3 protein-coding genes are annotated in these 8890 nt (G+C 71.5%); all 3 read left to right on the forward strand.

Annotated features, from left to right (window positions below; all coding sequences use genetic code 11):
- Positions 1–10: 10 nt before the first annotated feature.
- The 3 genes from ACP7CD_RS15960 to glgB all read left to right on the forward strand — a co-directional run bounded on the left by ACP7CD_RS15960 (position 11) and on the right by glgB (position 8335).
- Positions 11–2467 carry an alpha-1,4-glucan--maltose-1-phosphate maltosyltransferase gene (locus ACP7CD_RS15960; RefSeq protein WP_426120611.1) on the forward strand — a complete coding sequence of 819 codons (2457 nt, stop codon included), beginning with the start codon at positions 11–13 and terminating at the stop codon, positions 2465–2467.
- A gap of 109 nt (positions 2468–2576) precedes the next feature.
- Entirely contained in the window at positions 2577–4343 is a 1767-nt protein-coding gene (gene treS / locus ACP7CD_RS15965; protein ID WP_017831955.1) for a maltose alpha-D-glucosyltransferase, read from the forward strand.
- A gap of 53 nt (positions 4344–4396) precedes the next feature.
- A complete protein-coding gene (glgB, locus tag ACP7CD_RS15970) occupies positions 4397–8335 on the forward strand; it encodes a 1,4-alpha-glucan branching protein GlgB (protein WP_426120612.1) in 3939 nt (1312 codons plus the stop codon).
- Positions 8336–8890: the final 555 nt, after the last annotated feature.

Below are 8890 nucleotides of genomic sequence, written 5' to 3' on the forward strand. Positions count from 1 at the left end.
TGTCGCTAACGTGGTCCAGGTGAGCCAAGCCAACACGCCGCCCCCGTCCGACCCGGCCTCGAGCCCGGCCGGCGCGCCCGCCCCCGACCCCTCGACGACGACGACGCCCGCCCTTCCCGGTGCCGGGACCGGTGCCGCCGCGGCGCCGGCCGAGCAGCCCGCGAAGAAGGCGCCGGCGCGGCGCAGAGCGTCCACCGCCCGGAAGGCCCCGGAGCCCGAGGTCACGGCGCCCGTGGCCGACGAGCCCGGCATCGCCGTCGTCCCCGCGGCGGAGCCCAAGCCGCGTGCCAAGCGGACGTCCACGGCCAGGACGGCCGCGGCGAAGTCGGCCGCAGGGACGCCCGCGGCCAAGGCCGCCGGCACGAGGACGGCCACCGCCAAGAAGGCCACCACGCCGCGGAAGTCGACGACCACGCGCCGGAAGGCCGCCGGCTCGGCGTTCTCCCGCGAGGACCTGGTCTACGGCCGGATCCCGGTCGTCGGCGTGAGCCCCGTGGTCGAGGACGGCCGCTTCCCGGCGAAGGCCGTGCCGGGCGAGTCGATCCGCGTGGGCGCCACCGTGTTCCGTGAGGGCCACGACGCCCTGGGCGTGACCGCGGTGCTCTACGACCCGCAGGGCGCGGAGGCCGAGCGCGTGCCGATGCGCCTCACCACTCCCGGCACCGATCGCTACGAGGCGTGGCTGACGCCGTCGTCCGAGGGCGCCTGGACCTTCGCCGTGGAGGGCTGGGGCGACCTGTTCGAGACGTGGCGCCACGCCGCGGAGATCAAGGTGGGGGTCGGCCAGGACGTCGACCTCATGATGGCCGAGGGCGTCGTGCTCTTCGACCGCGCCGCCGCGGAGCCGGGCCGCCCGGACTCCGACGCCGAGCTGTTCCGCGCGGTCTCCCGCACGCTCGGCAACGGGGAGCTGCCCGCCGAGCACCGGCTCGAGGCCGGCACCTCCGCCGAGGTCCTGGCCGTGGTCGCCGAGCGGCCGCTGCGGGACCTCGTGACCGAGAGCCGCCGCTACCCGCTGAAGGTCGAGCGCGCCGCCGCCGGCCGCGGGTCCTGGTACGAGTTCTTCCCCCGCTCCGAGGGCGCCGTCTTCGACGCCGAGTCCGGCACGTGGGCCTCCGGCACCTTCCGGACCGCCGCCGAGAGCCTCGACCGTGTCGCGGCCATGGGCTTCGACGTCATCTACCTGCCCCCGATCCACCCGATCGGCACGGCGCACCGCAAGGGCCCGAACAACACCCTGGTGGCCGGTCCGCAGGACCCGGGGTCCCCGTGGGCCATCGGCGCCCCCGAAGGCGGGCACGACGCGATCCACCCGGACCTCGGCTCGTTCGAGGACTTCGACGGCTTCGTGGCCCGCGCCGGGGACCTGGGCCTCGAGGTGGCCCTGGACCTCGCTCTGCAGGCCTCCCCGGACCACCCGTGGGTCACCGCGCACCCGGAGTGGTTCACGACCCGCGCCGACGGCTCCATCGCGTACGCGGAGAACCCGCCGAAGAAGTACCAGGACATCTACCCGATCAACTTCGACAACGACCCCGAGGGCCTGTCCCTCGAGGTGCTGCGGATCGTGGAGCTGTGGATCTCCCACGGGGTGAAGATCTTCCGGGTCGACAACCCGCACACCAAGCCCCTGTGGTTCTGGGAGTGGCTGATCGGCACCGTCAACGCCAAGCACCCCGACGTCGTGTTCCTGGCCGAGGCGTTCACCCGCCCGGCCATGATGCAGGGCCTCGCCCGGGTCGGCTTCCAGCAGTCCTACTCGTACTTCACCTGGCGCAACACCAAGAAGGAGATCGAGGAGTACCTCGAGGAGATCAGCCACGAGACCTCGGCGGTGTACCGGCCGAACTTCTTCGTCAACACCCCCGACATCCTCACCGAGTACCTGCAGTTCGGCGGGCCCGCGGCCTTCAAGATCCGTGCCGTCCTGGCCGCCACCGGCTCGCCCCTCTGGGGCGTCTACGCCGGCTACGAGCTCTACGAGCACGTGGCCCGGGCCGGCGCCGAGGAGTACGTCGACAACGAGAAGTACGAGTACCGGCCCCGTGACTTCGCCGGCGCCGAGGAGCGCGGCGAGTCCCTCGCCCCGTACCTCACGCGGCTCAACGAGATCCGACGCCGGCACGCCGCGTTCGGCGACCTGCAGAACCTGACGGTGCAGTCCACGTCCGACGACGCCCTGGTCGCCTACTCGAGGACGAAGACCGTCCGGCACGGGGGCTCGAGCTACAAGGACACGGTGATCGTGGTCGTGAACGTGGACCCGCACGCGACCCGGGAGGGCACCGTGTGGCTGGACCTGGAGACCCTGGACCTGGACGACGCGGACTTCAACGAGGACGGCAGCTTCTGGGTGGACGACCTGCTCAGCGGGAACTCCTGGAAGTGGGGCACGCACAACTACGTGCGCCTGGACCCGCACTACGACCCCGCGCACGTCCTGCACGTCCGCCGCAACGTCAAGTAGGGGCTCGACCGCACCCCGTCGGGGCCCTCCCGGGCGACGTCCCCGGGAGGGCCCCCTCCGCAAGCTCCGATGGCCTCCGACCCACCTGTCCGAAAGGCGGCACCCCCGCATGAGCATCTCGCCGTACTCGCTCAACGCCCCCGGCATCTCCCACGACCCCGACTGGTTCCGCAAAGCGGTGTTCTACGAGGTGCTCGTCCGGGCGTTCTCCGACGCCAACGGTGACGGCTCCGGCGACTTCTCCGGCCTGATCGACAAGCTCGACTACCTGCAGTGGCTCGGCATCGACTGCCTCTGGCTGCCGCCGTTCTTCGAGTCCCCGCTGCGCGACGGCGGCTACGACATCTCGGACTACTACTCGGTGCTCGACGAGTTCGGCACGATCAGCGACTTCAAGCGCCTCGTGGCCGAGGCGCACGCCCGCGGCCTGCGGGTGATCATCGACCTCCCGCTCAACCACACGAGCGACCAGCACCCGTGGTTCCAGGCCTCCCGCGAGGACCCCGAGGGGCCCTACGGCGACTTCTACGTCTGGTCGGACACGGACGAGCTGTACCAGGACGCCCGGATCATCTTCGTGGACACCGAGGAGTCGAACTGGACGTTCGACCCGATCCGCCGGCAGTTCTTCTGGCACCGTTTCTTCTCCCACCAGCCGGACCTCAACTTCGAGAACCCCGCCGTGGTGGAGGCCGTCCACGACGTGGTGAAGTTCTGGCTCGACATGGGCATCGACGGCTTCCGGGCCGACGCGATCCCGTACCTGATCGAGGAGGAGGGGACCAACTGCGAGAACCTCCCCGGCACCCACGACTTCCTGGTCGAGCTGCGGCGCATGATCGACGACCAGTACCCGGGGCGCGTGGTGATCGCCGAGGCGAACCAGATGCCGCACGAGGTGGTGGAGTACTTCGGGAGCGAGCAGGACCCCGAGTGCCACATGTGCTTCCACTTCCCGATCATGCCGCGGATCTTCTACGCGCTGCGGGACCAGAAGGCCGCCCCGATCGTGGAGACCATGCGGGAGACGCCGGACATCCCGCGCGGCACCCAGTGGGGCACGTTCCTGCGCAACCACGACGAGCTGACCCTCGAGATGGTGACCACCGAGGAGCGCCAGGCGATGCTCGGCTGGTACGCCCCCGACTCGCGCATGCGCGCCAACGTGGGCATCCGCCGCCGCCTGGCCCCCCTGCTGGACAACTCGCGGGCCGAGATCGAGCTGATCCACGCCCTGCTCCTGTCCCTGCCGGGCAGCCCGTTCCTGTACTACGGGGACGAGATCGGGATGGGCGACAACATCTGGCTCGACGACCGCGACGCGTCCCGCACCCCCATGCAGTGGACCCCGGACCGCAACGCCGGGTTCTCCAAGGCGGACCCGGGCAAGCTGTACCTGCCCGTGGTGCAGTCGCTGGTCTACCACTACAACCAGGTCAACGTTGAGGCGCAGCTGGCGTCGTCGTCGTCCCTGCTGCACTGGATGCGCCAGATGCTCGCGGTGCGCAAGGCGCACCCGGCGTTCGGCCTCGGCTCGTACGTCGGCGTGGAGACGGACCACGACTCCGTGCTCGCGTTCCTGCGCGTGCTCCCCGACGAGGAGGCCGACGACGGGCGCGGCGAGACCGTCCTGTGCCTGTTCAACCTCGCGCACACCCCGGCGTGCGCCCGGATCCGGCTCCCCCAGTTCGCGGGCCGCGGGCTGCGCGAGCTCTTCGGCGGCGACCTGTTCGGCGAGGTGGACGAGGCCGGGGAGTACCGCATCACCCTCGGCAGCCAGGACTTCTTCTGGCTGCGCCTCCGGGCCGCTCCCCGCGACGACGGCACGTCCCCCCAGACCACGGCCATGCCGATCATCACCGCCACTAAGTCCTGAGCGCGTCCGTGCGTCCGGCCACCTCCTCGCCCGTCCCGGAAGGACCCGATCCCATGACCGACCAGCACCCCCACGAGCTCCTCGACCTCCTGCGCCGGTGGCTGCCGCGGCAGCGGTGGTTCCCCTTCGCGGACGGCGGTGCGGGCACGGAGCTGCGGGTCGTCGCCCAGCTGGCCCTCCCGGACCAGGAGGGCGCCGGCGCCCGGCTCCTGCTGGTCGAGGCCTCCGAGGGGGCGCGCACCGAGCTGCTCCAGGTGCCGCTGAGCTTCCGCGCCGCGCCCCTGGAGGGCGCCGAGCGCTTCCTCGTCGGCGAGCTGGCGCCCGCCGCGGCCGAGGACGCCGGGACGGGCGTCCCGGCGGAGGAGACCGCCACCCCGCGCCGGGCCGCGCGCTTCCTCCGGGACCGGGCCGCCCGCGCCGGCCGTGCCGTGGCCCACCGCACCGGGCTGCCGCTGCCCGGTGCGGAGGACGCCGTGGCCGGCCCCTGGGTCTACGACGGGGTCGGCGACCCGGCGTTCGTCGGGCCGGTCCTGGGGCTCATGCAGCGCGCGGAGCAGCTCAGCTCGGGCCCGCTGGGGCTGACCGTGACGGGCGCGCACGCCGACGTGCTGCGCGTCCCCTACGCGGTCGAGACGCCCGCGCAGGTCCGCGTGATCTCGAGCGAGCAGTCGAACTCCTCGGTGATCCTCACCCCGCCCGCGGGCCGGGCGGACGCCGACGCCGTGATCGTGAAGTTCTTCCGCGTGCTGGGGGAGGGCGACAACCCGGACGTGGAGGTGGGTCGCGAGCTCACCGCGCTCGGCTGCCCCGCGGTGCCGAGCACCTTCGGGTGGCTCGACGCCCGCTGGCGCACCGGGCTGAGCACCGTGCAGGGCCAGCTGGCCGTGGCCACCGAGTTCCTCGCCGGCTCCGCCGACGCGTGGGGCCGGGCCGTCGAGGCCGCGGAGCAGGGCACGGACTTCACCGAGGAGGCCCGCGAACTGGGCCGCACCACCGCGCGCGTGCACCGCGACCTGGGCCGCGCGTTCGGCGCGGACGTCCCCGACGACGCCGCCCGCGCCCGCCTCCTGAACGATCTCGGCGGACGCCTGCGCTGGGCCCGCACGGAGACCGGCTCCCTGTTCTCGGAGCACTCGGCCGCCCTCGACCAGCTGATCACCTCCCTCGGTGACGTGCCGGAGCTGCCCCCGCTGCAGCGCATCCACGGCGACTACCACCTGGGCCAGGTCCTGCAGACCGAGGACGGGCAGTTCAAGGTGCTCGACTTCGAGGGGGAGCCCCTGCGCGCCATCGAGGAGCGCACCCGGCCGGACGTCGCCCTGCGCGATGTGGTCGGCATGATGCGCTCCTTCGACTACGCCGCCGCCTTCGGCGCCCGTGCCGGCGCGGCGGACGCCGAGGCGTGGGGCCGGCGCGCCGGCGACGCGTTCCTGGCGGGCTACGAGCAGGGCGCCGGGCACCCGGTGGACCGCGGTTCCCCGCTGTTCCAGGCGCTGTGGCTGGACAAGGCCCTGTACGAGGTCGTCTACGAGCAGCGCAACCGCCCCGACTGGGTGGACGTCCCGGCAGCGGCGGTTCGCCGTTCACTGGAGAGCCTCCGGTCGCGTAGCGTGAACCCTGATACCGCCGGTGCGGACCCCGCCCCCGGCACCGACCACGACGACGACAGCTCCCGCTCCGCGCGGCTCATCCCTGCGGCAGCGGGAACGGAAATCGAGGACGCAGTGAGCGCCAGCACTCCGCAGGACCGATCCGACCCCGTCCAGAAGTCCCGCGCCGTCCCGGCCGGCCACGACGTGGCCCCTGCGGGACCGGTGCACGTGGCCGAGCACGTGCTGGCCGCCGTGTCCGAGGGCCGCCACCACGACCCGCACGGCGTCCTGGGCGCCCACCTGAACCCGGACGGCAGCGTCACCGTGCGCACGCTGCGCCGGTTCGCGTCCGCGGTCGCGGTCGTGACGCAGGACGGCACCTTCGAGCTCGAGCACGAGTGGGGCGGCATCTTCACGGGCGTGGTCCCCGCGCACGAGCCGGGCCGGATCCCCGACTACCGCGTGGACGTGACCTACCGGGACCTGGAGCCACAGCGGCTGGACGACCCGTACCGCTTCGGGCCGACCCTCGGCGAGCTGGACCTCCACCTCATCGGCGAGGGCCGCCACGAGACGCTGTGGACCGTCCTCGGCGCGCACGTGCGCCGCTACCCCTCCGCGATGGGCGACATCACCGGCGTGGCCTTCGCCGTGTGGGCGCCCAACGCCCAGGCGGTGCGGGTCATCGGCGACTTCAACGGCTGGGACGGCAGCGAGCACGCCATGCGCTCCCTCGGCTCCTCGGGAGTGTGGGAGATCTTCGTCCCGGGCCTGGGTTCCGGCGCCACCTACAAGTTCCGCATCCTCGGCCGGGACGGCGGCTGGCGCGAGAAGGCGGACCCCATGGCCTTCGGCACCGAGGTGCCGCCGTCCACCGCGTCCCGCGTCTTCGAGTCCGACTACGAGTTCCAGGACGACGCCTGGATGGCGCGCCGGGCGGCGACCGATCCGCACAACGCGCCCATGAGCGTCTACGAGCTGCACATCGGCTCGTGGCGCAAGGGGCTCGGCTACAAGGACCTCGCGAAGGAGCTCGTCGAGTACCTCACCTGGCAGGGCTTCACCCACGTGGAGTTCATGCCCGTGGCCGAGCACCCGTTCGGCGGGTCCTGGGGCTACCAGGTGACGTCCTACTACGCCCCGTCCTCCCGCTTCGGCAGCCCGGACGAGTTCCGCTACCTCGTGGACAAGCTGCACCAGGCCGGCATCGGCGTGATCGTGGACTGGGTCCCGGGCCACTTCCCGAAGGACGAGTGGGCGCTGGCCCGCTTCGACGGCGAGCCCCTGTACGAGCACGCCGACCCCCGCCGCGGCGAGCACAAGGACTGGGGGACGCTGATCCCCGACTACGGCCGCAACGAGGTCCGGAACTTCCTGGTGGCCAACGCCTCCTACTGGCTCGAGGAGTTCCACGTGGACGGCCTGCGCGTAGACGCGGTCGCGTCCATGCTCTACCTGGACTACTCGCGCAACGAGGGGGAGTGGGAGCCCAACGTCTTCGGCGGCCGCGAGAACCTCGAGGCGATCGCGTTCCTCAAGGAGGCCAACGCCACCGCGTACAAGCGCACCCCGGGGATCGTCATGATCGCCGAGGAGTCGACGTCCTACCCGGGCGTGACCCGGCCGACCGACGCCGACGGGCTGGGCTTCGGGCTCAAGTGGAACATGGGGTGGATGAACGACACCCTCGAGTACATGGCGGAGGACCCGGTCAACCGGTACTACCACCACAACAAGCTCACGTTCTCGCTGGTCTACGCGTTCTCGGAGAACTTCCTGCTCCCGATCTCCCACGACGAGGTCGTCTACGGCAAGGGCTCGCTCCTGCGCAAGATGCCGGGCGACCGGTGGCAGCAGCTCGCCAACGTCCGCGCGTACCTGGCGTTCATGTGGGCCCACCCCGGCAAGCAGCTGATCTTCATGGGCACGGAGTACGCCCAGGAGTCCGAGTGGTCCCAGGAGCACGGCCTCGACTGGTGGCTCTCGGAGACCCCGCCGCACAAGGGCGTCCAGGAGCTGGTCCGCACCCTCAACGGGATCTACCGGGAGACCCCCGCGCTGTACGAGCGGGACAACAACCCTGCCGGCTTCGAGTGGATCGACGCGGCCGACGCCGGGCGCAACACGCTCTCCTTCACGCGCTGGGACGAGCAGGGCAATCCGCTCGTGTGCGTGGCGAACTTCGCCGGCAACCCGCACGAGAACTTCCGGCTGGGCCTCCCGTGGGCGGGGGAGTGGGTCGAGGCGCTCAACACGGACTCCGAGCTCTTCGGCGGTTCGGGCGTGGGCAACCTCGGCAAGGTCACCGCCACCGAGGGCGCCCACAACGGCAACCCCGCCTCGGTCGAGCTGACCGTTCCGCCGCTCGCCGTCCTGTACCTCAAGCCGGCCGAGCACTGAGCCGGCCCCGGCCGTTCCCGCGGGAGCCGGCCGGAGTCACGGGAAGGGCCCGGATCCTCGGATCCGGGCCCTTCCGCCGTCCCGGGATCGGAACGCGGGGCGCTAGGAGAAACCGCCGGCGGGCGACGGCGGGGGTCCGGGAGGCCGGTTTGCACGGGCCGCGGAAACCGAGTAACTTCGTCCAAGTCGTCGCGGCGAGGAACTCCTCCGGGAGATCCACGGGGCGGCATCCCCCGCCGAACGGTCCCGACCGAGCAGCCAGCGAGTTGCACGGGAACGGAAGAGTGTTAGGGTGGGAGATTGTGAGCTTCGCCGGAAGGCGGCGCCGTCACGATCGGGTAACCAAGAGTTCACCTGAGATTGACCGGGGTCGACCGGAAGGGCTAAGGTTGCAGAGCACTCCGGCAGCAAGGTGTCAAGCGAGACACGGCTGATCGGTCTGTTGTTTGAGAACTCAATAGTGTGCCATGTTTGTTGATACCGGATGTTTTATTCGGTTGATTGGTTGTTGCCGTCCTGCCTCCGTGGGGTGGTGGCGACATTTTCAGCCGGGGT

The sequence above is a fragment of the Kocuria sp. LHG3120 genome, from assembly GCF_049897445.1.
Taxonomy (GTDB): Bacteria; Actinomycetota; Actinomycetes; order Actinomycetales; family Micrococcaceae; genus Kocuria; species Kocuria rosea.